Here is a 26,349-nt window from a genome sequence, read left to right as displayed (position 1 = left end):
CAAAAAAATAACGTAATACTGCGTTAAAAAACACTAGAGATATCATAGTAACTAATGCTAGTATAGATAAATATTTTAAAGTTTTATCCAGTATCTTTGATAATTTCATACTGCCTCCTAAAATATTCCGCTATTAATATAATATTAATAGCGGAAATTATTTATTTAGATTCGTTTATACGTTGAATGACATCTTTAGACCAGTCATACTTTTTATAGAATTTTTCATATAAGGTTTGAGATGCGCTTGTCATATCTTGTCGTAACTGCTCATTTGGAATAACTATAGAGATACCACTTTTAGATAAGAACTCTTTTACTTCTTGTTCTGTTTTTATAGCTAATTCCCATTCTTTTTCTTGATATACTTTAGCAGCTTCAAGGAAGATTTCTTGATCTTCTTTTGACATTTTATTCCATGTTTTTAGACTAATTTGCAATAGTCCAGGAGAAAAAATATGGTTTGTTTGTATTATATATTTTTGTACTTCATATAAACCAGAATCTTTAATAAGCATATATGGATTTTCTTGACCATCTATGACTTTTTGTTCTAAAGCAGTAAATACTTCACTTAGAGGCATACTTTGAGGATTCATTCCCATAGCATTAGCCCAATCTACAAATAGAGAATTTAATGGTACTCTTAATCGTAATCCTTTAAAGTCACTAAATTTTTCTATATTTTTATTTGAAGAAATTACTCTGAATCCATTCATTCCATAAGCTAATAATTTAATACCATAGTTTTCCATTTTATTTCCTATTTCTATGGCAATAGGAGACTCAAGAACTTTTTTTGCTTCTAGATTGTCTTTAAATAGATATGGCCATTCCCATACTCCAAAAATAGGATCAACATTTTGAAGAAGCAATCCTGTTATTCCCATTTCTATAGTTCCATTTCTTAATCCATTGACTATCTGATCTTCTCCTCCTAATTGATTATTTGGATAGATTCTAATTTCATATTTATTATTAGTCTTTTCTTCGACTATTTTTTTAAAATATTCTTTTAATATAATGTTTGAAGGATGGGTATCAGAATTATAATGTCCTAATTTAATGATGGTTTTTGCCCATACGGAACTGCTCATTAACATAGTAGGGATTAATAGTAATTTAGCGAATTTAGTTAATTTCATATTGAACTCCTTGAGTTAAGTTGTTAATTACAGTACAGCATTTATTTTTAGATAATTATCTGGTTCATTCGATAACTTCCTTATGTATTCAGGAATTTCATCAAATGAAATAGTTTTAGTGACAATATCTTTAGCATCAAATTTTCCAGATGAAATAATATTAAGAGCTTCTTCGAATTCCCCCTTGCTTGTTCTTGAACCATAAATATTTAATTCTTTAAAAGTAATGATGTTTGTTGGTAATAGAGTTTCTTTTTTAGGCCAACCGGTCAAAGCTATTCTTCCTGCAAAAGAAGCATACTTTAATGTGTTTTGAATAGATTCATTGGCACCAGAAGCTTCAATAACTACTTGTGATAAGAGAGAATCAGTAATTTTATTAATTTTTTCTTGAGGTTCTTCTTTTAGCGAATTTATAGTATATGTAATACCAATAGACTTTGCATATTCTAATCTTTTATCTAAGATATCTATTAATATAGGAGTTGCTCCGTATAATTTGCTTATTAAAGCTGCCATCAATCCTATTGCTCCAGCACCTATAATGGTGACAAATTCTCCTTGTTTTACTTTTGTTCTATGGATTGCATGTAAAGCTATTGTAAGAGGTTCTGCTAATGGTAATAAGTTAATAGGGATATTCTCAGGTACTTTTGTTATAAGGTGTGCTGGATGAGAAATTATTTCTTGCATACCTCCATCTATATGTACACCAATAACTTTAAGATTGGAACAACAATTAGTTCTACCTATTGAACAAGGATAGCAACTCCCACAATAAATATAAGGATCTACTATGACACGATCTCCAATTTTTATATTTGATGGCATTCCTATACCTGGTTCTATAATGCGGCCAACAACTTCGTGTCCTAAAATTCTAGGGTATGTAACTAATGGATTGGTTCCTCTATAAGCACCTATATCAGAGCCACAAATACCAACAGATTCAACCTTAATTAAGACTTCATTTTTGTTTTTTATTGGAAATTGTGTATTTTGTATGGATACCTGATTTGGTTTGTCTAATTTTACTGCTTTGATAAATTGTTTCATTATAATTCACCTTAATTTATTTAAGAAAAATAGTTCGACAGTAATTTGTCCAAGTGATACGCTAAATATTAATCTAATATTATTCACATTGGTATGCCAAAATTTTGAATTTGTGATCTAGATCTTATTTTTAATATTTTGGTATTCCAAAATGGAGGTTTTATGTATACCATTATCAATAGAACATATAGTAAAGTTGGAGAGTTACTTAAAAAAGAGATTTCTCAAGGTGTGTATAAAATAGGTGATAAATTACCAACAGAAAGAGAAATTTCCGAAAGGCTTGGTATTAGTCGAACAATAGTTAGAGAAGCTATTGTGATGCTAGAAGTTGAAAAATTAGTAGAAGTTAAGAAAGGTTCGGGGGTTTATGTAATAAATACACCTAGTAATATCAAGGGAGATGATAGGTTTGTATTACCAGATGTGGGACCCTTTGAATTATTACAGGCTAGACAATTAGTGGAAAGTAGTATCGCTGAATTTGCAGCTCATGTGGCAACTAAAAGAGATATTCAAAATCTTAAAGAAATTTTAACAGAAGAAAAGGCAATGTTATCTAAAAATATAGATGACTATACGGCAGATAGAAATTTTCATTTAGCATTGGCTGAAATAACGCAAAACGATGTATTAATAAAGTTTCAAGAACAGTTATGGGAATATCGTTTTAATAGTGCTATGTGGGCGCAATTGCATACTCGTATTTTAGAAAAAAATTATCATCATTTATGGTTGAAAGATCATCATGAAATATTTGTAAGTATTCAAAAAAAGAATGGTCTTCTTGCTAGACAGGCAATGTGGCAGCATTTAGAAAATGTAAAACAGAAATTGTTTGAACTTTCTGATGTAGAGGATCCTAATTTTGATGGATATTTATTTAATGTAGCACCGATGGGTATAAAAACGTAATATTTTAATTTAAAAGGAGTCCTTATGGAACAAACTTGGCGTTGGTACGGACCGAATGACCCGGTATCATTGGCGGATATTAGACAGGCGGGAGCGACCGGTATTGTGACTGCTTTGCATCATATTCCGAATGGTCAAATCTGGAGTATTGATGAAATTAATCAGCGTAAACAGTTAATTGAACAGGCTGGCTTAACTTGGTCTGTGGTGGAAAGTGTGCCGGTACACGAAGAAATTAAAACTCAAACAGGGAATTACAAGCAGTGGATTGAAAATTATAAGCAGACTTTGCGTAATCTGGCACAATGCGGTATTGATACAGTTTGTTACAATTTTATGCCGGTTTTGGATTGGACACGGACTGATTTGGCATACCAATTGCCGGATGGTTCTAAAGCACTTCGTTTCGATCAAATTGCATTTGCAGCGTTTGAATTACATATCTTAAAAAGACCGGGAGCAGAAACGGTTTATACCGAAGAAGAACGTCAAGCGGCAAAAGCCTATTATGACAAGATGTCAAAAGAGGAGATTGAGCAACTTACCCGTAATATTATTGCCGGATTACCGGGGGCAGAAGAGGGGTATACATTAGAGGAATTTCAGGCGCAATTGGATCGCTATAAGGATATTTCTCCAGAAAAATTTCGCACTCATTTGGCTTATTTCTTGCACGAAGTTGTGCCGGTTGCGCAGGAAGTTGGCATTAAAATGGCGATTCATCCGGATGATCCTCCACGTCCGATTTTAGGTTTGCCTCGTATTGTATCAACCATAGAAGATATGCAGTGGTTTGTGGAAACTGAACCTCTTCAAGCGAACGGCTTTACAATGTGTACCGGTTCTTATGGGGTACGTTCTGATAATGATCTTGTTAAAATGACGAAACAATTTGCTGATCGTATTTATTTTGCTCATTTGCGTTCAACTTGTCGTGAAGAGAATCCTTTGAGCTTCCACGAGGCGGCGCATTTAGAGGGCGATGTCGATATGTTTAATGTGGTAAAAGCATTATTAGATGAAGAATATCGCCGCTTGGGTAATGGTGAAAAACGTCTAATTCCGATGCGTCCGGATCACGGTCATCAAATGTTGGATGATCTGAAAAAGAAAACTAATCCAGGTTATTCTGCGATTGGGCGGTTACGTGGTTTAGCAGAATTTAGAGGGTTAGAGTTGGCACTGAAGAAAATTTATTTTCAAAAATAACATTATTTTTTGTTAATATGAAAAAAGACTAATTTGCTAAATGGCAAATTAGTCTTTTACTATCAAGTGGTTATGAATTTTCTTCCATAAAAGCAGCCTTGATTTCTTGATAAAAAGCTTCTTTCATTCTCCTGCTTTCATTCACATCAACACTTCCGCCCATATGCTCGAATACCTCTGCTTTATTGTTTTTTCGCAAACGTATTGAGCGAGCAAGATAGCTGTTGCCGTGAATTTTCCCCATCAATCGGCGTAATTTAATCGTATCACGAAAACTGAATGGCGCGATGAAGTCAATAAACCATAGTCGCTCTCCACTTTGCCAATCTTGGTAGCGTAATGAGTTAGGATCTAAGATATAGCGTTTTTCAGCTTCCGCACTTAACCACGCCCAACTGGCATAACCGATAGGCATTCCTTCCTTATTGACCAGCAGTCTACATTGCTGCTTTTCTATCGCCGGAATAATGTAATGTATCGCTGACTCAATTGGCCAGCGACGATGTAGCGTTGAATGGCTCCATAGCCACATTACTTTTCCTAAAGTTGAGAAGTTATCCATAATAATTAAACAAGATACATAGTGACCAGTTCATTAAATGTTTTGCTCGCATAATCTGTATGCCCCGCACCGGACAACGTAATATAGGTATTGCCGGAAGTAATATTAACATCTCCTCCTTCAACATCATAACCATTGAATCTTAATGTGGTGTCTGAGCTTAAATCGTTGCTGAGCAGTGATAATTGTAGCTTATCTTTACCAACTTCAAAGCCTTTAATATTAGTCTGCGTATTACTATAAATATTAATGTAATGCTGATGTTCGTGATCTAATATAATTTGGTTATCCTTGGCAGTAGCATGAACTTGAAGTTCTTCACCTTTATTAAAATGTAATGTATTTTGAGCTAAATCGGCATTGGAGCTTTCTCCGGATAAAATATACTTAAATTTGCCATCATTAAGATCTAAGTAATATCCATCACCTATTGAGAATGTGCCAAATTGGCTCGCTTTTTCTATAATGGTTTTACCGATAGTATTGCCATCTTTGTTGAAAGATAAGGTAACATTGTCATCGCTATCTTTAGTGAATTGAAGGTTAAGATCTTCTGAATTCTCTAATTTTGCTAAATTATTTTTTGTCAGATCGAAGATATAATTTGTGGCGTTGGTGGATAAGAGATAAATATCTGCTCCCTGTCCGCCATAAAGTTTATTTATGCCACTTCCTCCGGCAAGTACATCATTACCGCTATAGCCTTCTAAAATATCATCGCCATCATTACCGATTAAGATATTATCTTTATGATTTCCAATAAGGTTATCATTTCCTGATGTACCTATAATATTCTCTATATCATAGATATGATCAAAGATGGTTCCTTTATAAAGCTTCTCGGACTGGAGATCAGCAACAACACCGAGTCCTTCATCATTAATCACTAAATGACGAAGATCTAATGTATCAATCCCTTCATCGCCGAAGATAGTGTCGGAACTAAGAGCATCATCTTGAATAATGGTATCATTTCCTTCGCCACCATAAATTAAATCTTTGCCTAAACCGCCATTTAAGGTGTCGTTACCAGTTTCTCCATAAAGTTTATCATCACCAGCACCACCGAAAATAATGTCATCACCCTCTTTACCATAAACAAGATCATTACCATTTTGTGCGAGGAAGTAATCATTACCTTTACTACCATACATAACATCATCATAGTCACTGGCACTGATAACTTCGACGTTGTAAAGCATATCGCTTGCATCATAAGATTTTGTTTCAATATGTAACTCTCTATACTCAACTCGTTCTTGTCGTTTACCGTATTGATGATTTTTCACTTTAATATTTTCAACAGTTACTTCTGCATCAGCAATATGTTTTGTTACAGAATAAGTACCGGCATCTCGCCCATGAACAACAATGCCGTGAATATGTTCATTATTATAACTTACGCTATCGGTGCCATTGCCGCCATTAAATAGAGAATGGCCGTTATCCGCAATATAGGTATCATTTCCATCGCCGGCATTGATATTGAGGTTAATATGCTTCAATAATTTTCCATTTTCGTCATATAAAACAGAGGCATATTTATCATTAGAAATAAAAATATTATTACCTGCACCATCATTAATAGTATGTTCATTTGGACCGTTAATAATAAGATCGGTATAAAAATTATTTTTGCCAACCGCTTTTCTACGAGCTTCTTCAACACCCGGTGCAAACAAAGGACTATTAAATTTTATTAATGAGTTGCCGGGAGCAGTAATTTCTAATACGCCAGTTTTAGCGTCCATACTCAAATATTGAGCGCTGAGAGCTTTATCTATTTCACCGTTACGAATAAGTTGAGCATAATTATTTGCTTTATTCATTTGCTCAACTAATTTGGTAATAGCGGCTAATTCAATAGCACTATTTGAACTGGAAACGCCATCCAGAGTAATAATGTTATCAACATTATATAATTTGTGTAATTGCTTAAATGATTGAATCACTTCTTGGTTAGCATAGAATTTATTTAATGTCGCCTCAGTATTTTGATCAAAGTATTTTTGAATATCACCATACTTTTCAATTTGATCGACATAACGTTTAGCAATATGTTCCAATGCCGGTTGTTTGATCGCCGACATAATACCGCCGATAGCACCTCTGACTACACCTGCAATGGCTGCGATCGGTGCGCCAATTACACTTGCGGTTGCGGCTACGGAGATTGCTGTGGTAGCTAAATTTAATGCAATATCTGTGGCGGCATATGCGGTATTAAGCGCAAATTTCTCATTTAAAAGGCTGGCTAATAATTCATCGCCCTGATAACCATAGGTTTTTGTTTCTGATGCAAGAGAATCAATTTGTTTTACATATTTATGTTCGTCAACTAAGCCTTTTATCTCTAACGGACTTGCTGCCAGAGCGATTCCTGATACAGCAGCACCAATTTGTGGCAACATCGTGGTAGTGCCAATTATTTTGGCAATGGATTGTGCTGTTGTACCAACGCCGGTTGCAATCGTGCTTACCGCTTTCAATCCAATATCAAACCCCACTGCAATTTGATCGGCTTGGGTCATATTAGACCAATTATGAAGTTTAATTGATGAACCTATCAAAGAAGATAAATTAGTTAAAATACCTCCCGCAGAAGAACTTATAGCTTCAGAAACAGCAGTAGAGGCATTAGAAAGGCTTAACACATCGCTGACTAAGCCATTAATATTGCCAATTAATTTAATTGATCCTTCTGCAATAGCCGCTTTCCCGCTACTTGTATTAACATCCGATTGAATTAGGTTTGCGATAGAATGTCCCATATCAATAATGGAGTTGGATAATGATAGGGCTGACCCCACTTTAGGATTGCCGTCTTTGCCTACTGTTTTCACCACATCAGTGATAAAGCCATTTACATCGCTGGTGATGGCAAATGAACTGTCTACAATAATTTTCACGCCTTCTTTTGTGAGTTTATCGGCATTTGCCAATGCAGAAATATTATTTCCAATGCTTAATAGTCTGTCTTGGGATATAGACAAGATTTGATGAGCCGTATTCGCAATATTATGGCTTAATTCGCTTGAGCTACCGGATAAATCCATAATATATGAGACAATCTGGTTAGCGGATTTTGCCAATTCAAATGAGCTATCTGCGATAGAAAGCTTACCTTTATCTGTTGTTGGGTCAATTTGTACAACATAAGTTAAGGTTTTGGCAGTATCTAAAATAGAATTAGATAAACCTTGGATTGGTTTGGTTAACTCTTCTTTTATGCCAATTTGATTTAAGAAATCGGTCATTATGCCATTGGTTTTTGAGATTAAATTGAAAGATTCAATAGCAATCTCTGTTTTGCCCTCCGCTGTTGAAGCATTTGCGGCAGCGAGTTTCATCGCGATACTTTCTACTTGATCTAAATGATTTTTTAAAGATTGATATGCTGCATTACCAACTTTTGTTTCTGAATTGGTTATTGTAGTGATCGATTTTACAATCTCATTAATTTGTCCGATTAAATGTGTAGAAGCAGAGGCAATTTGCTGTTTGCCATCTACTTTATTAGTGTCAGCAGATGCTAATGCAGTTATCGTTTTCGCAGTATCTAATACTAAATCAGTTAAATTGTGAGCGAATGTAGTCTTAGCATTATCTAAGTTAGCCTCTTTCAACACCTCTTCAATTAAATGATTACTTTGTGCAATTAATGTTAATGAGTTTAACGCAATAGCAACTTTTCCATCACTGCTTGAGTTATCGGTATTCGCAAGGTTAATCGCTATTTTCTCAATCGGCGCTAAATGCTTAGCTGTTACATCGTGTACTGCCGTGGAGAGTGCGTTTTGTTTTCCAGATAAGGTTAAGATATTTGAAACAATTTCATTAGCATTATTAACTAATGAAACGGATAAACTGGCGGTATTCGCTGGGTTATCACTAACAATAATATTAGTTACTGATTTTGCTGCATCTAAGACAGAATGAGAAAGACTATTAACGTTATTCAGTAGTGTTGTATCTAATCCGGTATTAGCTGTTGTTAAGGTGTTGGTCGCTAAATCGCTTACTTGACTAATAAAATCAAAAGAGAGTTTTGCAATCTCAGCTTTATCAGAAGCAGAAGACGCGGTAGCTAATTGAGCTGCTACCTCTTTAATTTGAGAAACTGAAGCATCAAATGATTGATGAAAAGCTTTACTTAAAGAAGAATCAACGTTAGCCAACGTTAATACGTTATTGAGGATAATCGTTGCGCTTTGCACCAAATCAACACTAGCTTTAGCAATGTTTTCTGAAGATTTTGCGTCAGCTAATTGAACGATATTTTGAGCTGTCGCAAATAGTGAGTTAAATAATTCTAATGTTTTCGGAGCAATGACATTATTAGGGCTCATTCCTTGCATAATATCTTTCAACATATTACTTGCATCGGATAACAGACTTAATGAATGCGTTGCAATTTCAGCGCTATTATTTTCAGATGAAGCAAGTGCTATTGCTACCGCACTATCTTTCATTTCTGTTAATGTTTTATTTACTGCATTATGAATTATATCAATATGTTGTGTTGAAATAGATGTGCTTTTTAACACAGTAGACACAATATCACTTGCTGTTTTAGAAAGTTCTAATGAACTATTGGCAATCACGACCTTTCCTTGATTGTTATTAGCATCTACTTGTACTACGTTTGTGAGAATTTTGGCTGCATCTAGCGCTGAATTAGTCAAACTATGAACCGATTTACTCACATTAGTACTTAAACTCATATTATCCAAGAATTTATTGATAATATTATTTGCTTGTGCAATCAGCCCGAAAGAAGTAATGGCTATCGCAGTTTTACCTTGAGAAGAATCAAGATCACTATTTGATAATGCAATAGCAAGCTGTTTGATTTGAGATAATTGCCCATCAACTGCACTATGTAAGGCGTTACCAATATCCTCTTTACCGTTAAAAGTTGTAATGGATTGAATAAGATCATTCACATTGCCAATAAGATTTGTTGATGCAACGGCAAGTTGTTCCTTTCCTAACGGTGTTGAATTATTGCCAGTGGCTAACAATGTAATACTTTTTGCTGTATTTAATAATACATCTGTTAATTCACCAACAAACTGGGTTTTTGAGGTGCTTAAATTAGCTTCATTTAGCACTTGAGCGACAATTTTGTTGGTTTGCGATATTAATGTTAAAGAGTTAATGGCAATACTCACTTTTCCTTCTTGAGACAGTACATCAGCATTTGCAAGATTGACAGCACTTTCTTCTATATTCTGTAGATTTTTAGCAGTAACATTATGAATTGCATTTAATAATTCGGTGTCTTTATCCGTCATTACTAGAATATCGGAAATAACATCATTCACATTGGCTATTAATGAAATGCTATTTTTAGCGATTGAGGTTTTATCATTCATATCCATAGTAGCTATATCAGTAACTGTTTTAGCTGTGTTCAAAATAGAATGAGAAAACTGATTAATATCGGCTAAGAGTTGTGATTCGATACCTATATCACCTGAGTTTTTTAAGGCATTACTGATAACATCACTAACTTGAGATAACAGCTCAAAAGAGGCTTTAGCAATTTCAGCTTTATCTTCATTATGTGAATGTGTAGCAATATTGATAGCTGTTTTTTGAATATTTTGTAATGAGTTGTTAATAGAATGATAAACAGCTTCACTAATTGTATTATCTTTATTTGCTAATATGATACTTTTATCAACAATTAATGCCGCTTTTGCCGCTAATTCTGTCGCAGACTTAGTAATTTCGACACCACCTTTTGAATAGGCAATGTTTACAATATCTTTGGCAGCCTCAAAAAGAGAATCCAGCAAATCTAATGACTTATTAGAAATTTCGCTAATTGATGACATTTGATTGGTAATCTTTCTGAGTGTATTTGTAGCATCAGTAAGTAAGTCTAAAGAGTCTTTGAATAACACCGGTTTATTTTTAAAATCTGATGCAGCGATGGATAAAGCATTACTTTTTAAAGAGGATATATCTTCTTTTACTAGATTAAAATCAATGGTCGAAACAGTGTTTTTTAATGAAATCACTTTATCTTTGATTGAATTAAAATCTATTCCAGTAATTTTTTCTTTTAGTGAAAGCACTGTTTCTTTTACAGTTTCGACTCCTGAATCGAACATTAATACCTCCCAAGGTGAAAATAGTAAAAATAAAATGAATTTTACTTAAGTTATTGAAGTTTTGCGGTTAAAGAGATAAAAATTAAATTAGTGAAAAATGAATTTTTATATACTACCTATAAAGGGTGTGAAATAGTAACGTAACTATATCAGTAAATTGATTAATTTTCTACATTATTATATAGAGGGTGGTTTCTGGTCTAACCTCTAATAAGAAGGTAACTTTATGAGGTAGAAAGGTAGAGTGGAAAGCACTATGAATGGGAAAAGGCGTATTTTGGGAAATACGCCTTTATTGCGTGTTTAAATTATTTTTTTAATTCAGGGATTAAACAAGGCTGTAATTTAGTGAGGATTTGTTTTGTGATACGTGAACCTCCGGCGACAATGTTGCCTGATTTGAGGTAGCTATGTCCACCGATAAAATCGGTAACTAAACCGCCAGCTTCACGAACAATTAATTCACCTGCTGCACAATCCCAAGGTTTTAATCCCATTTCAAAGTAGCCGTCAACACGACCTGATGCTACATAACAGAGATCCAATGCTGCTGAGCCAGTACGACGGAAATCGGCACATTCTTTGATTAATGAACTGATCATTTCAAGATGAACAGGGATATAGCGTTTAATTTTGAATGGGAAGCCGGTGGCAATAATTGAGCCGTTTAATTCGGTACGGCTGTCCAAACGTAAGCGGTATTCGTTTAATTTTGCTCCTTCACCACGAACCGCAGTGAATAATTCATTGCGAATTGGATCATATACGACGCCGATTTCAGTGCGTCCTTTGACGAGAACTGCAATTGAAATGGAAAAATGAGGCAAACCTTTTACAAAGTTAGTAGTACCATCCAGCGGATCAATAACCCATTGTACTTCATTATCGCCTTCTAGCGCACCACTTTCTTCTCCAATAATAGTGTGGGTTGGATAAGATTTACGAATAATATCAATAATGGCAGCTTCAGAGGCGCGATCTATATTGGTGACATAATCATTAGCACTTTTTTCTCTGGTTTCGATTTCATCTCGACGCTCAAAACCTTTGGCAACAATGTTGCCTGCCTTTCGTGCAGCACGAATGGCAATATTTAACATTGGATTCATTATTTTCTCCACTGGATTTTAAAGAACGGATTTAAGTTTGATAAATTTCGGCGTGCATTATAGGGAATGTTGGTTTAAATTGCGAGTCATTTTCTTAAGGAAAATATGTTAAAATCCGCCATTATTTTTATCCAATCGTTTCATTATGTCATTAGATCAGATCAAAATTGTATTAGTTGAAACATCTCATCCGGGGAATATCGGCTCTGCGGCGAGAGCAATGAAAACAATGGGATTGTCCCAACTCTATTTAGTTTCACCGAAAGTCCTGCCTAATGAAGAGAGCATTGCTTTGTCCGCCGGTGCGGATGATGTGGTTAAACAGGCACATATTGTTTCTTCTTTTGAAGAGGCCATTGCTGATTGTTCCTTGGTGATTGGCACCAGTGCAAGAGCCAGACACTTGACCACTACTGCCGTAACACCGCGGGATTGCGGAGAGTTGGCGATTGTACGTTCAGCGCACGGAAAAGTGGCAATTGTTTTTGGTCGTGAACGGATCGGTTTAACCAATGAGGAACTGTTGAAATGTCATTACCATCTTAATATTCCAGCAAATCCTGAATATTCTTCATTAAATTTAGCGATGGCGGTGCAATTAGTCAGTTATGAAGTAAGAATGGCGTATTTGCAAAAACAGCAAGGTTATCAATTACGTCATTCACAAGTTGCAGAGATACCGGCAAAAGGCGTGGTAGTAGAGGAGTTAGAATATTTCTTTAATAAAACGGAGCAGGTTTATCAGCAACTTGGTTTTATTCAAAACAGTGCGGTAATGAAAAAATTACGCCGTTTGTATTTGAGAACAGCAATTCAACGTAATGAACTGAATATTCTGCAAGGAATGTTGACAGCAGTAGAAAAAGTGCTAACGGAAAGTCATCGGAAATAACAATAGCTAAAAACGGCGTGATAATACTTGACTGTTTTAGTAGGTTATGTGAGAATTTCCCCTGTTTTAACAAGGTTAGGGAATTTGCGATGAAACTTACTTCAAAAGGGCGTTATGCGGTAACTGCAATTTTAGATATTGCATTAAATGCAGGCAATGGCCCTGTTACTTTAGCGGATATCTCTGAACGTCAAAAAATATCACTTTCTTATTTAGAACAATTATTTGCGAAATTACGTCGCCACGGTTTGGTTAAAAGTACTCGTGGGCCTGGTGGTGGCTATCAATTGGGCTATGCTTGCGAGAATATTTCTATCGGTATGATCATTTCAGCAGTAAATGAAAATGTTCAAGCCACAAAATGTAAGAGCAAAGGAAATTGTCAGGATGGCGTTCAATGTTTAACCCATTCATTATGGCAAAAGTTAAGTGATCGTATCGAAGATTTTTTAAATGAAATTACTGTCGCTGAGTTAGTCAGTTCTCAACAAGAAAAAATGCAACAGCGTTATCGTGCTGAGATCAGCGTACAGCAACATCTCGAAAATGAAAATATAGATAGTTAAGTGGCTGGCTTAACGAATTAAATCGGAGTGAAAATGAAATTACCTATTTATTTAGACTATGCGGCAACTTGCCCTGTAGATGAACGTGTTGCAAAAAAAATGATGGATTATTTAACCATTGACGGAGCATTCGGTAATCCAGCATCTCGTTCGCATAAGTTTGGCTGGCAGGCTGAGGAAGCGGTTGATATCGCTCGTAATCATATTGCAGATTTAATTGGTGCGGATGCTCGTGAGATTGTATTTACTTCCGGCGCAACCGAATCTGATAATTTGGCAATTAAAGGTGCAGCACATTTTTATCAAACCAAAGGCAAACACATTATTACCTCAAAAACTGAGCATAAAGCAGTTTTGGATACCTGTCGCCAGTTAGAACGTGAAGGTTTTGAAGTAACTTATTTATCTCCGAAATCAGATGGTTTAATTGATTTAGATGAACTGAAAGCAGCAATGCGTGATGACACAATTTTAGTATCAATTATGCACGTAAATAATGAAATCGGAGTGATTCAGGATATTGAAAAAATTGGTGAAATTTGTCGAGAACGTAAGATTATTTTTCACGTTGATGCTACACAATCAGTTGGTAAGTTACCGATTGATTTATCAAAATTAAAAGTAGATTTGATGTCTATGTCTGGGCATAAGGTTTATGGACCGAAAGGTATTGGTGCACTATATGTGCGTCGTAAGCCACGTGTGCGTTTAGAGGCGATTATTCACGGTGGTGGTCACGAAAGAGGTATGCGTTCAGGCACATTACCGGTTCACCAAATTGTCGGTATGGGTGAAGCTTATCGTATCTGTAAAGAAGAAATGGCAACTGAAATGCCTCGTTTGACTGCGTTACGTGATCGTTTATACAACGGTTTGAAAGATATTGAAGAAGTTTATGTCAATGGTTCAATGGAACATCGTGTTGGTACAAATTTAAATATGAGTTTTAACTATGTTGAAGGTGAATCTTTAATGATGTCATTGTGTGATATCGCTGTGTCATCTGGTTCAGCTTGTACCTCTGCTAGCTTAGAACCTTCTTATGTATTACGTGCTTTAGGTTTAAATGATGAACTAGCACATAGCTCAATTCGTTTTACTGTTGGGCGTTATACTACAGAAGAAGAAATTGATTACACCATTAATTTAGTGAAAAAAGCAGTAGCTAAATTACGTGAACTTTCGCCACTTTGGGATATGTATAAAGAAGGCGTGGATTTTAGCACTGTTGAATGGTCTGCACATTAATAGGAGAAAATTATGGCATATAGTGAAAAAGTAATCGATCATTATGAAAATCCACGTAATGTCGGATCATTTGATAAAAAAGATCCGGCAGTCGGTAGCGGTATGGTTGGCGCGCCGGCGTGTGGTGATGTGATGCAGTTACAAATTAAAGTGAATGATAACGGCATTATCGAAGATGCTAAATTCAAAACTTACGGTTGTGGTTCTGCGATCGCTTCCAGCTCATTAATCACCGAATGGGTAAAAGGTAAATCATTGGATGAAGCGCAAGCAATTAAAAATAGTGATATTGCCGCCGAACTTGAATTACCGCCGGTAAAAGTACATTGCTCAATTCTTGCAGAAGATGCGATTAAAGCAGCAATTGCTGATTATAAAGCAAAAAATAGTAAATAAAATGTAGGTGCTATCGTTAGATAGCACTTTGCTCATTTGGGAGATTACGATGGGAATTTCATTAACCGAAAGCGCAGCACAACGTGTAAAAGATTTTTTAGTTAATCGAGGTAAAGGAATTGGGTTGCGTTTAGGTATCAAAACGTCTGGTTGTTCTGGTTTGGCCTATGTTTTAGAGTTTGTTGATACGTTGAATGATGATGATCAGGTTTTTGAAGATCACGGCGTAAAAATTATTGTCGATAATAAAAGTTTGGTCTATTTGGATGGAACACAACTTGATTTTGTGAAAGAAGGGTTAAATGAGGGCTTTAAATTCACTAATCCTAATGTCAAAGAGCAGTGCGGTTGTGGTGAAAGTTTTCACGTGTAAGTATTGATAGAATTCTAAGTTATTAAAATATGATGTTTAATCCATTTGAACTATTTTCATTGCCGGTAAGTTTTCAGGTTGATCTGACACAACTATCTCAACAATATTTGCAATTGCAAAAACAACTACATCCAGATAATTTTTCAACTGCAAGTGAACAAGAACAACGTTTAGCACTTCAGAAGTCAACACAAGTGAATGATGCTTATCAGATTTTAAAAGATCCTATTTTACGAGCAGAAGCAATTCTGGCATTAGCTTTAGATAAGTCGGTGGATAGTGAGAATACTACCCACGATCTTGAGTTTTTAATGCAACAAATGGAATTACGTGAACAACTTGAACAAGCACAACAAGAGCATAATCAGGAGTTGTTGGAACAACTTAATTCACAAGTGGAGCAAAGTTATCAAGAAAATATCGAGGTTTTATCGGACAGTATTGAACAACAGGATTGGAATAGTACTAAACAGACTATCGATAGATTAAAGTTTATCCGAAAATTACAACAAGAAATTGAACGTTTAGAAGAAAAATTTTTTGATTTTTAACAGTGGGAAACAAGGTAAATGGCATTATTACAAATTGCAGAACCAGGACAAAGTGCTGCACCTCATCAGGCTCGTTTAGCCGTTGGTATTGATCTTGGTACAACCAATTCATTAGTAGCGACTGTGCGTAGCGGTAAAGCTGATATTTTATTAGATGAGCAAGATCGAGCATTAATTCCCTCCGTTGTTTATTATGGAGCGAAAGAACCGATAGTCGGTTATGAAGCCAAAGCAAATGCAGGACAAGATCCACACAATACGATTATTTCCGTCAAACGTTTAATTGGTCGCAGTTTAGCGGATGTACAGAGCCGTTACCCGAATTTACCTTATCGTTTTCAAGCGAGTGAAAACGGCTTGCCAATGATCGTTACTCAAAAGGGAGCTATTAGCCCAATTGAAGTATCAGCCGATATTTTACGTCGCTTGAGTTCATTGGCTGAAAAACGTTTAGCAGGTGAATTAGTCGGTTGTGTCATCACTGTGCCAGCCTATTTTGATGATGCTCAGCGTCAGGGAACGAAAGATGCGGCGCGTTTAGCTGGTTTAAATGTACTTCGTTTATTAAATGAGCCGACAGCCGCAGCAATTGCTTATGGTTTAGATAGTGGACAGGAAGGCATTATTGCGGTTTATGATCTTGGGGGTGGAACTTTTGATATATCTATTCTTCGTCTAAGTAGAGGTGTTTTTGAAGTTCTAGCAACCGGTGGTGATACTGCGCTAGGCGGTGATGATTTTGATCATCTGTTAGCGGATTATTTAGCACAACAGACTAAATTTGTGGCGTCAACCGATCAAGAAAAACGCCGTTTATTAGAGCTTGCTACTCAAGTAAAAATCGAATTAACCCAAGCGGAACAAGTTGAAGTTAATCTAAATAATCATTCCATAATAGTGGAAAGAGCAACATTTAATAGCCTTATCCAACCATTAGTAAAACGTACTTTATTAGCGTGTCGTCGTGCATTGAAGGATGCTGGAGTTTCTGTTAATGAAGTGATTGAAACGGTAATGGTGGGTGGTTCAACTCGTGTACCGTTTGTTCGTGAACAGGTTGCCGAATTTTTTGGAAAAGCACCTCTAACTTCTATTGATCCGGATAAAGTAGTGGCATTGGGTGCAGCTATTCAAGCGGATATTCTAGTCGGTAATAAGCCAGATAGTGAAATGTTGTTGCTGGATGTAATTCCTTTATCGCTCGGGATTGAAACAATGGGAGGATTGGTGGAGAAAATTATTCCACGCAATACTACAATCCCAGTTGCTAGGGCTCAGGAATTTACCACATTTAAAGATGGACAAACCGCAATGTCGGTGCACGTTGTGCAAGGTGAACGTGAACTGGTACAGGATTGCCGTTCTTTAGCCAGATTCAGTTTAAAAGGTATCCCACCGATGGTTGCAGGTGCAGCACACGTACGGGTCACTTATCAAGTGGATGCCGACGGTTTGCTGAGTGTAACGGCGATGGAAAAATCTACCGGCGTTCACTCTTCAATTCAAGTGAAGCCGTCTTATGGTTTAACTGATGAAGAAATTACACAAATGATTAAGTCTTCGCACGAAAACGCTAAAGCGGATATGCAAGCGCGTGAATTGGCAGAGCAGCGTGTTGAGGCGGCACGTGTATTAGAAAATGTGTATAGTGCTTTGGCGGAAGATGCATCATTATTAGATGAGCAGGAGTTGGCGGAGGTCAGGATAGCTATAGAAAATTTGGAACAGTTGCAACAGCAGGATGATAGTCAAAAAATTGCGGAAGGTATCAAGCAATTGGATCGAGCTACTCGAAATTTTGCAGCTAAAAGAATGGATAATTCTATTAAACAAGCGTTGGCCGGTCATTCGGTTGAACAATTTACTGAATAAAATAATAAATAAAAGGAAAACAGTATGCCAAAAATTGTATTTTTACCTAATGAAGAACATTGTCCAGAAGGAATGGTTATCAATGCTGAAACTGGTGAAAGCATTTTAGATGCCGCATTGCGTTCTGGAATAGAGATTGAACACGCTTGTGAGAAATCGTGTGCCTGTACAACTTGCCACGTGATTGTGCGTGAGGGTTTTGATTCATTGAATGAAAGTTCAGATTTGGAAGATGATATGTTAGATAAGGCGTGGGGGTTAGAAATGGATAGCCGCTTAAGTTGCCAGGCAATTGTCGGTGATGAGGATTTAGTGGTTGAAATTCCTCGTTATACAATTAACCACGCAAAAGAGGAGCATTAAAATGAAATGGCAGGATTCACAACAAATTGCAGAAGCACTGTATGATCGTTTTCCTGACCTTGATCCGAGAACAGTTCGTTTCACAGATTTGCATCGTTGGATCTGTGAGCTGGAAGAGTTTAATGATGATCCGAAGAAATCAAATGAAAAAATCCTCGAAGCGATTTTTTTATGTTGGTTAGATGAATTTGAGTAGTTTGTTCTGACACAAACTGGAAAGTGTTTGGCATAGTAGAAAATATTATCTACTATGCCGATATTTTTGCGATTAATCTTCTATCACAGGGCGTTTTTCTCCCGCTTCTTCCATTAATTCACACAACCGCTCTCGTAAGTCTGCTTTAATTTCCGTATAAACAGGATCAGCGACAACATTAGTAAGTTCAAATGGATCTTTATCTAAATCATAAAGAAAATCATCGCGATAGTAATCGCTGCTAGCTTGTTCGCCGCCTTGCACATTAGGAGCATAGACGCTGTAGAGATATTTATCGGTGCGGATACAACGTCCGATGCGGCTTTCACTAATCTGAGCGAAAATTTCATTTGGGCGCTGTGGATCAGTATGTTCTACAACATCGTGTAAGTTTTCACCAATCATTTTATCGCCGACATTAATTCCAGCCATTGCAAGGAATGTTTTTGGCAGGCTTGCGGTGCTGACCAAATCTTTTATGCGCAAACCGCCGCGATAGCCGGGGCCGGCAATGATAAGCGGAACGTGTAATGCAGAAGAATGACAAGTACGCTTGTAATCATCATAACCGTTAAGATGTTCATCTTTATTACGCGTCATAAAATGCGAGCCGTGATCAGAGGCATAAATAATGATGGTGTTATCGAACAGATCTTTTTCTTTCAGTTTGTCAATGACGCGTCCTAAATTATCATCAAGGCTACGGCAGCAACCTAAATAATCAGGATACATTTCATCTGCATTGCCTTTTAGCACTTTGAGATCGTGTGGTAATTGATATTGGCTAAAACGCGTTTTCGATCCTTCAGGGCCTTCATAGGTTTGACGATCGTTTTGATGATGCGGTTCGATATGGGAAATCGTCATAAAGAAAGGTTTATCACCATTATATTGATCTAAATATTCCAAGGCAAAATCAGTAATACAATCAACACGATAGCCTTTGAATTCACATTTATTCATATTTTCGTCAAAAACAAAGCCATCATAGCCGTGAGAAGTAAATTCTAACACGTCCGCTGCTCGCCAAAAGCCTTTATAGCCACCACGGCGTTCAGGAGGAATGGCAGTGATAGTGTAATCTACTGTTGGAGCTTGCTCCAATTCGCCATCACTCGCTAAATGCCATTTGCCGATATAGGCGGTGTCGTAGCCGTTTTCAGTAAAGTAATCGGCTAAAGTTTTGGTATTTTTCGGCAGCGCAATATTATTGCGGAAACAACCTGTTTGGGTTGGATAAAGCCCTGTTTGGAAAATTGCACGGCACGGGCCGCAAACTGGTTGTGGGGAATAGGCTTCTTCAAACAGTACCCCTTGTTTAGCGAGTTCATCAAGGTGTGGGGTAACATCAAGCGGCTGACCATAAGCGCCTATGGTGTCCCAGCGTTGTTGATCAGAAAAGAAAAAGAGAATATTTGGACGGGTCATTTTACAAGCTCCTTGACCACTTTATAAGTGCGGTCGGTTTGTTTAGATTTTTTATAGTTAGTGTAAATAATCATTACTAATGCCAAAATGAGCAGAATAAGGAAAGCAAGGGCATAAGGACGAGTAACGAAAATATCCCAGTTACCGTCTGAAATCATCAGTGAACGGCGGAAATTCTTTTCTGTTAATGCCCCAAGCACTAAGCCGAGTAATACTGGAATGGCGGAAAATCCGAGTTTACTAATCACATAAGAGATGATGCCGAAAGCAATGATAGTACCTACATCAAACATTGAATTTTTGATGGAATAAGCACCAGCAAAGCAGAAAACCGCAATAATTGGCACAAGGATCACACTTGGAATTTTCACCACTTTGGCAAAAACACGGGTGAGATATTTGCCTTGGATAAGCATAAATAAATTCACAAAAATGAGCCCAATCATAATGGCATAGACTGTGCTGCCGTGATTTTGGAATAAATTAGGCCCAGGTGTTAAGCCATTAATCATTAAAGCACCAAGCATAATTGCCACGGCACCATCACCGGGAATACCTAGGGTTAAAAGTGGGATCAAGGTTGCCCCTGTCACCGCATTATTGGCTGATTCTGCTGCAGCAATACCTTCAATAGAACCTTTACCAAATAATTGTGGTTTTTTAGAGATTTTCTTTGCCACATCATAACTTAAGAAAGATGCCATTGACGCCCCTGTACCCGGGATAATCCCAATAATTGAGCCGATAATAGAAGAAAGTGTGAGTGGCTTACTAATGCTTTTCCATTCTTCACGGCTCATTTTTTCATTTTCAAAGGTAATTTTTTGCTCGGAATCTGACCGCACTTTTTCTTTTAAGAATAAAGCGCTTTTATTGATGATTTCCACCAAAGCAAACAAGCCAATAAGAACAATGACTAAATCGAAACCGCCATAGAGATACACATTATCAAAGGTGAAACGCATTGTGCCACCGCTGATTTGATCTTGTCCTACCGTTGCGATGAATAATCCTAAACAACCAGAAATAATACCTTTAAGCAAGCTATCACCACTGACGCCCGCAATAATTGTTAAGCCAAAGGCGCAAATAAGGAAATATTCAGGCGATCCCATTTTCATTGCCACCTTGGCAACTTCTGGCGCAAGGAAAAGTAGCACTAAGGCGCTAAATGTTCCCCCAATGAAAGAGGCATAAAGGGCAATATTCAAGGCTTTTTGCGAATGTCCTTGCACGGAAAGCGGATTACCATCCATCATTGTTGCCGTTGCGTGAGGCGTTCCGGGGGTACGGATTAAAATGGCTGAGATTGAGCCACCGTAGCTGCCTGCACAATAAATGCCAAGCAGAAACATAAAAGAATCGATAGCGCCTAAGTTATAAGTAAGAGGCAGAAGTAGCACAAGACAAAGCATTACAGTTAGTCCCGGCACAGCACCAAAAATAATCCCAAGGAACAGCCCGAGGTTCATATAAAAGAAGCTACTCCAAGAAAAGAAAGCTTCAAAGCCATTGACAAAATGTTCTAACATCAATGCCTCCTTAAGGCAGAGAAACCCCTAACACATATTCAAAAACCAAGCTAATCGCTAAAATTGTTAGCACAACAATGAGATAATAAAGCCATTTTCGACAATGACTTAAATAGAGGAAAATTAACGCGAAAATCAGTGATGCGCCTAAGAATGGTAATACATAGAGCAGTCCCCAATATAAAATCAGCAAACCAATGATTAAGAGTGAACGACTTTCTTCTTGTAGATCTAAGAGCATTACTTTGACAGATTTTTGGCGCACCATTCGCCATATTTCACGGACTAATAAAATCAGACTAGCAATCCACATTAGCCCAACAATCATTTTAGGGAAGGTTTGTGAATTAATAGCTTCTGCATTTTTACTTAATTCAATTTGAGAAGGGATAAGCCACCATAAGACGGTGGAAACACCTAAAAATAACACCGCACCAACAAATTCTTTATAAATTTTCATTTTCATTGCTTACCCCTTATTTGTGTTTATTTCACCAACTCAGCGTATTTTTTCGCTTTCACCATAGTGGAATCAATATAGCTTTTCACCCATTGACTATCTTGAATATCAATGTTCACGCCAATATTTTTTGCCACTTGTTGGAATTTCGGCTCCTGCATAATATTTTTTAGGGCGTTGTAGGCTTTTTCCACATTGGCAGGATCGGTACCGGCACGCATAAATACCGCACAGATATTGGTCATCCAAGTATCGTGCCCAAATTGGGTCACACTCGGCAAATCATACACATCATCTTTCAGCGGTTTATTATCGAAAGCAATGACCGGAATAATATTACCCGCTTTAGCAAATTCTTTCGCAAGAGAGGCGTGGGTAACCGCAAAATCAATTTCGCCAGAAACAACAGCTGCAAGGGCTTGGTTTGCGCCTTCATAAGGGATAATTTTGAATTTGCCACCCATTTCATCAATTAACGCCGCAGATTGTAATGCTTCTGAAGAATTGACACCATTTGCCCCAATTTTGATTTCCTTGCCTTCTTTAATGGCTTGGGCTAAATCTTGATAGCTTTTCACGCCAGTTCTCGGATTAGTCAGCAAGATGAAGGTAGAAGAATACACGTTAATAACAGGAACAAAATCTTCAAATTTGTAAGCTACTTTCATTGTCAATGGCGCAATGGCGAAGCTACCTTCACCACCAAAAATCATTTTCGTGGAATTTGGTTTTTCTTTGAGATATTCCGTCAGTGCCACCGCACCGCCAGACCCTAAAATATTATCCGCTAATAAAGGCTGACCAAATTGAGCCTTACCAAATTCAGACATCGCACGATTGACTTGATCCGCTAAACCGCCCACCGCCCAAGGGGTGATAATAGTCACAGGGCCTGAAGGCCATTCTTGCTGTGCTTTTTTATCTTCTTTACAGCCTGTTAATAGAGACAGACCAAGCACACCAGCTAAACTCACAGCTAATAGTTTTTTCAATGATTTCATCGTTTCCTCCTAGAAATGAACAAGATGAGTTGAAACTTAAGATTAGCTTAATTAAGAACAATACGCCTTGTTATGATGATTGTCATAAAAACAGAATGATCGGGATCACAAAATTGACAATTTTGTTAAAAATATTTAATGGAGCGATGAAATGCTGTGGGGCTTAGTTCCTTTAAACTACAGCGATGCTTAAATATATTTAATCATATACTTGGCTTATTTCTATGAGCATTTAATTACGGTTTTGTAACAAATAATTTATATGTATGGCAGGCACTTTCGGTGACTTACCGCTAAATACTTTCCCCAATATGAATATGATAGCCTAAATCAATAATACTACTTTGTTGTGGAATACCATTAATGCGATTAAGTAACTCTTCTGCTGCACGTTTACCTATTTCCAGACGAGGGGTGATAACGGTAGCCAGTTGAGGTGTCATTGATTGACCAACATCGTGTCCGTGGAAACCGGCAATACCAATCTGTTCCGGTACTTTAATTCCTAAACGTTGGCACTCAAATAATGCACCAACAGCAAGGTCATCATTAGTACAGATAATGCCGTCAATCTGAGGATACTGTTTTAATGCTTGGTGAAGCAGTTCTGCTCCTAATGAGAATGATGATGGCTGCTCAGTGATTAAGCTATGAGGCACTAAATTGTGTTTTTTCATTGCTATTTCATAGCCTTGCATTTTGAGATGGGTTCGTTTGTCCATTCGTGCAGTAAAATAGACAATATGCTGATGCCCACGTTGAATCATTGTTTCTACCATTGCTTGGGAAGCAACGTTATTATCAAAACCAATAACTTGTTGAATACCTAACTGATGGCTATCCATAATCTCAATTACTGGAATATTAGCTACTTCAATCATTTTTAAGGTTTTTTCGGAGTGGTGATTTTCTGAAAGGATTAATCCATCAACATTATAAGAAAGTAGTGATTCTACACGCTGTTCTTCTTTTCCCAGACTATATCCATAGTGAGCAAGCATTGTTTGATAACCGGCTTTATCGGTGATAGTTTCAATTCCTTTAATTACATCAGCAAAAACTTGGTTGGTTAATGAAGGAACTAAAACACCAATAGCCCGACTTTTAGCATTAGAGAGCATACTTGGTGCCCGATTCGGAATATAGCCGAATTGTTCTATCGCCGCCGCAATTTTTTTGCGAGTTTCTTCAGCAACGGAATCTGGATTGCGTAAATAACGACTGATAGTCATTTTAGTTAGACCTAAATGATCGGCTATATGTTGTAATGTCGGGCGTTTATGCGAAGTATTCATCAATAACTCTTTAATGGTTAAGATTTCACTGCTCACAGTGGTAGATTTCTCTTAATTTGGCAAGGTGTTTTTTCCAAATTAAGCTCAATTCATTGAGTAACATATTGCGTATTATATGTCGTTCTGTGAATTGGAACATTATGAAAATAAAGATAAAAAACTCCCGTTATTTTAGGGAAAATAACAGGAGGATAACAACAAAAATTAACGAGTACTGGTGCTGGTTGTAGTACGATTCGCTCTTCTGCGATCTATTTCTGTTAAGAAACGTTTACGAATGCGGATAGAACTTGGTGTAACTTCAACCAACTCATCATCGTCAATAAACTCTAGAGCCTGTTCAAGCGTGAATTTTACTGGCGGAACTAATACTATGGCATCATCTTTACCGGCTGCACGCATATTGGTTAATTTTTTCCCCTGCAAACAGTTAACAGTAAGGTCATTTGAACGGCTATGAATTCCGATAATCTGACCTTCATAGACTTCAGCACCGTGTTCAATCATCAATTTTCCACGCTCCTGCAAGCCGAATAGAGCGTAAGCTAATGCTTTACCGGTGGCATTAGAAATCAATACGCCATTTTGACGCTGACCAATATCACCAGGTTTAACATCATCATAGTGGCTGAAACTTGAGTAAAGTAACCCTGTTCCGGAAGTCATTGTCATAAATTCATTACGAAAACCGATCAAACCTCGGCTTGGAATAATATATTCTAGACGGGTACGACCTTTACCATCTGGTACCATATCACGCACTTCACCTTTACGAATCCCTAACGCCTCCATTACGGCACCTTGATGCTGATCTTCAATATCAATAGTAACTTGCTCAAATGGCTCCTGTTTACGACCATCAATTTCACGGAAAATTACTTTTGGACGAGAAACAGCTAGTTCGTAACCTTCACGGCGCATATTTTCGATTAAAACGGAAAGATGCAACTCACCACGACCGGACACTTTGAAAGCATCAGGATCTTCAGTTTCTTCAACGCGTAATGCTACGTTATGTACTAACTCTTTGTTCAAACGTTCTAAGATTTGACGAGAGGTAACATATTTACCTTCACGCCCACAGAATGGAGATGTATTTACACAGAAAAACATTGTTACGGTTGGTTCATCAACGGTTAATGCCGGCAATGCCTCCACATTATTGATATCACAAATGGTATCAGAAATGTTTAATTCGCCTAAACCTGTCAATGCAATAATATCGCCAGCATTAGCGACATCTTCTTCGTAACGTTGTAAACCTAAGTGACCTAGCACTTGACCAACACGAGCATTACGAGTTTTACCTTCACTATCAATAATAGTAACGGCTTGGTTCGGTTTAATTGAACCTCGTTTGATACGACCAATACCGATAACGCCGACGTAATTGTTATAGTCCAATTGAGAAATTTGCATTTGGAATGGTTGATCCAAATGTACTTCTGGTGGTGCTACATATTTTACAATCGCTTCAAACAGAGGTGTCATATCATCCGCTAATTGGTCGTGATCTAAACCGGCAACGCCGTTCAATGCAGAGGCATAAATAATCGGGAAATCGAGCTGTTCATCAGTTGCACCTAAATTGACAAAAAGATCGAACACTTGATCAACAACCCAATCTGGTCTTGCGCCTGGACGATCCACTTTATTAATCACCACAATCGGTTTTAATCCGTGCGCAAAGGCTTTTTGGGTAACGAAACGAGTTTGCGGCATCGGACCGTCAAATGCATCAACTAATAATAAAACGCTATCAACCATAGAGAGAACACGTTCTACTTCACCTCCGAAGTCGGCATGTCCTGGAGTATCTACAATATTAATGCGGTAATCATTCCAATTAATGGCGGTATTTTTGGCAAGAATAGTGATACCACGCTCTTTTTCTAACGCATTAGAGTCCATAACTCGTTCATCTGTTTCACCGGAACGAGATGATTCCAGTGTGCCTGATTGTTGTAATAGTTTATCAACGAGTGTAGTCTTTCCGTGGTCTACGTGAGCGATAATCGCAATATTACGCAATTTACTAATATCTAAATCGTTTTTCAT

General features: G+C 37.2%; 22 protein-coding genes and 1 pseudogene. 11 read left to right on the top strand and 12 right to left on the bottom strand.

Annotated features, from left to right (window positions below; all coding sequences use genetic code 11):
• The 3 genes and pseudogenes from QV04_RS11730 to QV04_RS02265 all read right to left on the bottom strand — a co-directional run.
• Window positions 1–109 (bottom strand): annotated as a pseudogene (locus QV04_RS11730) (TRAP transporter small permease); the annotation flags it as partial.
• Window positions 110–161: 52 nt separating this feature from the next.
• The gene (locus QV04_RS02270) at window positions 162–1,145 is read right to left on the bottom strand and encodes a TRAP transporter substrate-binding protein (RefSeq protein WP_065230682.1); all 984 of its coding nucleotides are present in this window, start codon (window positions 1,143–1,145) and stop codon (window positions 162–164) included.
• A 27-nt stretch (window positions 1,146–1,172) separates the two neighbouring features.
• A complete protein-coding gene (locus QV04_RS02265; RefSeq protein WP_065230683.1) occupies window positions 1,173–2,201 on the bottom strand; it encodes a zinc-binding alcohol dehydrogenase family protein in 1,029 nt (342 codons plus the stop codon).
• Window positions 2,202–2,363: 162 nt separating this feature from the next.
• Between QV04_RS02265 and QV04_RS02260 the strand changes: the two genes are divergently transcribed.
• Both QV04_RS02260 and uxuA read left to right on the top strand, forming a co-directional pair.
• Window positions 2,364–3,116 (top strand): GntR family transcriptional regulator, encoded by a 753-nt coding sequence (locus QV04_RS02260; RefSeq protein WP_065230684.1) that lies wholly within the window; start codon window positions 2,364–2,366, stop codon window positions 3,114–3,116.
• Between the two features lie 24 nt (window positions 3,117–3,140).
• Window positions 3,141–4,325: a mannonate dehydratase gene (uxuA, locus tag QV04_RS02255; protein ID WP_065230685.1), complete on the top strand. Its 1,185-nt coding sequence runs from the start codon at window positions 3,141–3,143 to the stop codon at window positions 4,323–4,325.
• Window positions 4,326–4,395: 70 nt separating this feature from the next.
• Here uxuA and QV04_RS02250 read toward each other — a convergent pair whose 3' ends face one another.
• The 3 genes from QV04_RS02250 to suhB form a co-directional block, all read right to left on the bottom strand.
• A complete protein-coding gene (locus QV04_RS02250; RefSeq protein ID WP_080733615.1) occupies window positions 4,396–4,857 on the bottom strand; it encodes a toxin-activating lysine-acyltransferase in 462 nt (153 codons plus the stop codon).
• A 35-nt stretch (window positions 4,858–4,892) separates the two neighbouring features.
• Window positions 4,893–11,009: an RTX toxin gene (locus QV04_RS02245; protein ID WP_065233135.1), complete on the bottom strand. Its 6,117-nt coding sequence runs from the start codon at window positions 11,007–11,009 to the stop codon at window positions 4,893–4,895.
• Between the two features lie 308 nt (window positions 11,010–11,317).
• On the bottom strand, window positions 11,318–12,118 hold the full coding sequence (gene suhB / locus QV04_RS02240; RefSeq protein WP_065233134.1) for an inositol-1-monophosphatase: 801 nt from the start codon (window positions 12,116–12,118) through the stop codon (window positions 11,318–11,320).
• Window positions 12,119–12,263: 145 nt separating this feature from the next.
• Here suhB and trmJ point away from each other — a divergent pair, with 145 nt between their 5' ends.
• The 9 genes from trmJ (at window position 12,264) to iscX (ending at window position 18,575) form a co-directional block, all read left to right on the top strand.
• Window positions 12,264–13,010: a tRNA (cytosine(32)/uridine(32)-2'-O)-methyltransferase TrmJ gene (gene trmJ / locus QV04_RS02235; RefSeq protein ID WP_065230688.1), complete on the top strand. Its 747-nt coding sequence runs from the start codon at window positions 12,264–12,266 to the stop codon at window positions 13,008–13,010.
• 89 nt (window positions 13,011–13,099) lie between these two features.
• Window positions 13,100–13,576: a Fe-S cluster assembly transcriptional regulator IscR gene (gene iscR, locus QV04_RS02230; protein WP_039172910.1), complete on the top strand. Its 477-nt coding sequence runs from the start codon at window positions 13,100–13,102 to the stop codon at window positions 13,574–13,576.
• 33 nt (window positions 13,577–13,609) lie between these two features.
• Window positions 13,610–14,824, top strand: a complete 1,215-nt coding sequence (locus QV04_RS02225; RefSeq protein WP_065230689.1) for an IscS subfamily cysteine desulfurase — start codon at window positions 13,610–13,612, stop codon at window positions 14,822–14,824.
• Window positions 14,825–14,836: 12 nt separating this feature from the next.
• The gene (gene iscU / locus QV04_RS02220) at window positions 14,837–15,220 is read left to right on the top strand and encodes a Fe-S cluster assembly scaffold IscU (protein WP_013746572.1); all 384 of its coding nucleotides are present in this window, start codon (window positions 14,837–14,839) and stop codon (window positions 15,218–15,220) included.
• 49 nt (window positions 15,221–15,269) lie between these two features.
• Window positions 15,270–15,593, top strand: coding sequence for an iron-sulfur cluster assembly protein IscA (gene iscA / locus QV04_RS02215; RefSeq protein ID WP_039094099.1), 324 nt, complete (start codon window positions 15,270–15,272; stop codon window positions 15,591–15,593).
• Window positions 15,594–15,625: 32 nt separating this feature from the next.
• Window positions 15,626–16,144 (top strand): Fe-S protein assembly co-chaperone HscB, encoded by a 519-nt coding sequence (gene hscB / locus QV04_RS02210; protein ID WP_065230710.1) that lies wholly within the window; start codon window positions 15,626–15,628, stop codon window positions 16,142–16,144.
• 18 nt (window positions 16,145–16,162) lie between these two features.
• Entirely contained in the window at window positions 16,163–18,016 is a 1,854-nt protein-coding gene (gene hscA, locus QV04_RS02205; RefSeq protein WP_065230690.1) for a Fe-S protein assembly chaperone HscA, read from the top strand.
• 24 nt (window positions 18,017–18,040) lie between these two features.
• A complete protein-coding gene (gene fdx, locus QV04_RS02200; RefSeq protein WP_065230691.1) occupies window positions 18,041–18,379 on the top strand; it encodes an ISC system 2Fe-2S type ferredoxin in 339 nt (112 codons plus the stop codon).
• Between the two features lies 1 nt (window position 18,380).
• Window positions 18,381–18,575 (top strand): Fe-S cluster assembly protein IscX, encoded by a 195-nt coding sequence (gene iscX, locus QV04_RS02195; protein WP_155275162.1) that lies wholly within the window; start codon window positions 18,381–18,383, stop codon window positions 18,573–18,575.
• Window positions 18,576–18,647: 72 nt separating this feature from the next.
• Here iscX and QV04_RS02190 read toward each other — a convergent pair whose 3' ends face one another.
• The 6 genes from QV04_RS02190 to typA form a co-directional block, all read right to left on the bottom strand.
• Window positions 18,648–20,003, bottom strand: a complete 1,356-nt coding sequence (locus tag QV04_RS02190; RefSeq protein WP_065230692.1) for a sulfatase-like hydrolase/transferase — start codon at window positions 20,001–20,003, stop codon at window positions 18,648–18,650.
• On the bottom strand, window positions 20,000–21,535 hold the full coding sequence (locus QV04_RS02185) for a tripartite tricarboxylate transporter permease (protein WP_039133962.1): 1,536 nt from the start codon (window positions 21,533–21,535) through the stop codon (window positions 20,000–20,002). Before QV04_RS02185 ends, QV04_RS02190 begins: the two co-directional genes overlap by 4 nt.
• A 10-nt stretch (window positions 21,536–21,545) precedes the next feature.
• The gene (locus QV04_RS02180) at window positions 21,546–22,001 is read right to left on the bottom strand and encodes a tripartite tricarboxylate transporter TctB family protein (RefSeq protein WP_065230693.1); all 456 of its coding nucleotides are present in this window, start codon (window positions 21,999–22,001) and stop codon (window positions 21,546–21,548) included.
• A gap of 20 nt (window positions 22,002–22,021) precedes the next feature.
• Window positions 22,022–22,996, bottom strand: coding sequence for a tripartite tricarboxylate transporter substrate binding protein (locus QV04_RS02175; RefSeq protein ID WP_039089720.1), 975 nt, complete (start codon window positions 22,994–22,996; stop codon window positions 22,022–22,024).
• A 293-nt stretch (window positions 22,997–23,289) separates the two neighbouring features.
• Window positions 23,290–24,291 (bottom strand): gluconate operon transcriptional repressor GntR, encoded by a 1,002-nt coding sequence (gene gntR, locus QV04_RS02170; protein ID WP_039172900.1) that lies wholly within the window; start codon window positions 24,289–24,291, stop codon window positions 23,290–23,292.
• Between the two features lie 204 nt (window positions 24,292–24,495).
• Window positions 24,496–26,349 carry a translational GTPase TypA gene (gene typA / locus QV04_RS02165; RefSeq protein ID WP_039145505.1) on the bottom strand — a complete coding sequence of 618 codons (1,854 nt, stop codon included), beginning with the start codon at window positions 26,347–26,349 and terminating at the stop codon, window positions 24,496–24,498.

The organism is Gallibacterium genomosp. 1, assembly GCF_001678575.1.
Classification (GTDB): domain Bacteria; phylum Pseudomonadota; class Gammaproteobacteria; order Enterobacterales; family Pasteurellaceae; genus Gallibacterium.
Note: the sequence above shows the minus strand (reverse complement) of the source record. Positions and strands in the feature narration are given on the sequence as shown.